A 1,692-nucleotide genomic window follows, 5' to 3' on the forward strand; every position below is an offset into this window, starting at 1 on the left:
GGCGACCGTCCTGGAGCGCTGCGCCGAAGCGCAGCGCATGAGGGAAAATATAATCTTTCCATTGTGATAGCTGGTGAGCTGCGGGCAAATCAGCTATACGTTCCGGCCATGGGACAGAGCCTTTCCGAGCTGCCGGATGACGTCGAGAGCCTGCGCGCGATCATCGCCGCGCAGGCGGAGGAACTGGCGCGGCAAAGCCAAAGGCTGCGCTCGTGCGACACGCTGATCGAGAAGCTGAAGGCCCAGCTCGCCGTTCTGAGACGGGCCCGCTTCGGTGCCTCGTCGGAGAAGATCGAACGCTCGATCGAGCAGCTCGAATTGGCGTTGGAAGACATCGAGGCGGCGGACGCGGAGATCGAGATCTCTGTGCGGTCCGTCTCAGGCAGTCGCGAAAAGGCGAAGCCGAGCCGTCAGCCATTGCCGGATCATCTGCCGCGACAGGAGATTGTTCACCAGGCGGCTTGCGCCTGCCCGGTCTGCGGTGGTTCCGACTTCATCCGCAGCGGCGAGGCCGTCACCGAGGTGCTCGACTATGTCCCGGCCTCCTTCCGGGTCGTGCGCCATGTGCAACCGCGCTTCACCTGCAAGGGCTGCGACACCGACGTCAAAGCGACGATGCCGTCGCTGCCGATCGAGCGCGGCAAGCCGGGAGCTGGTCTTGTCGCGCATGTGCTCACCGCCAAATATTGCGATCATCTTCCGCTCTATCGGCAATCAGAGATTTATGCGCGGGAAGGCGTCGATCTTTCCCGTTCGACCATGGCCGATTGGGTCGGCAAGGCCAGTGCGCTGCTCGAGCCGCTCGTCGCCAGGCTGCGCGCGCACGTCTTGGCCGGCAGCCGCCTGCATGGCGATGATACGCCGGTTCCGGTGCTGGAGCCTGGCAAGGGCAGGACGAAGACCGGGCGACTGTGGAGCTACGTTCGCGATGGTCGCCCCTGGGGCGATGAGACGCCGCCCGCTGTCTCCTACTTCTACAGTCCGGATCGCAAGGGCGAGCATCCGAAAGCCCACCTCGCAGACTTCCAGGGCATCTTGCATGCCGATGGCTATGCCGGGTTCCGCGACCTCTATGAAGCAACCAAACCCGACAAACCCGCCGCCATCCAGGAGGCGGCCTGCTGGGCCCACGTCCGCCGCAAGTTCTTCGATCTGACCACCAGCCCCGGTACGCACCCGATCGCCGAGGAAACGCTTGTCCGGATCGGCGAACTCTACGACATTGAGAATGCGATCCGCGGAGCACCGCCGGACAGGCGCAAGACCATCCGCCAGAGCCAGTCCAAACCGAAGGCCGAGGCACTCCGGCGGTGGTGGGACAAGATGCTTACGGAACTGCCGCGCTCGAGCAGCACGGCGGAGGCGATCCGTTATGCGATTACCCGCTGGGCGTCGCTTTGCCGCTTCCTCGACGACGGCACCATCGAGATCGACAATAATGCCGCTGAGCGGGCGATCCGGCCGATCGCGCTGGGTCGAAAGAATTGGCTATTCGCCGGATCGGACAAGGGCGGCGAACGCGCCGCCGCGATCCTGTCGCTCATCGAAACCGCGAAGCTCAACGGTCTCGACCCCGAAGCGTACCTTCGCGACGTCCTCGCTCGCATCGCCGATCATCCGATCAACAGAATCGGTGAGCTATTGCCGTGGCACATCGCCCAGCCGATCAATAAACCCTGACCGGACGCTTAC

Annotated in this window: 1 protein-coding gene; it reads left to right on the forward strand. The window is 63.9% G+C overall.

Annotation, left to right across the window (positions count from 1 at the left end; translation table 11 throughout):
* Window positions 1–108 precede the first annotated feature (108 nt).
* On the forward strand, window positions 109–1,680 hold the full coding sequence (gene tnpC / locus ATN84_RS16190) for an IS66 family transposase (RefSeq protein WP_068882726.1): 1,572 nt from the start codon (window positions 109–111) through the stop codon (window positions 1,678–1,680).
* Window positions 1,681–1,692 lie beyond the last annotated feature (12 nt).

This window comes from Paramesorhizobium deserti (assembly GCF_001558695.1).
Taxonomy (GTDB): domain Bacteria; phylum Pseudomonadota; class Alphaproteobacteria; order Rhizobiales; family Rhizobiaceae; genus Paramesorhizobium; species Paramesorhizobium deserti.

Bases quoted from the DNA above. Each gene is read 5' to 3' on its own strand.
- tnpC (WP_068882726.1), top strand. From the start codon at position 109: ATGGGACAGAGCCTTTCCGAGCTGCCGGATGACGTCGAGAGCCTGCGC.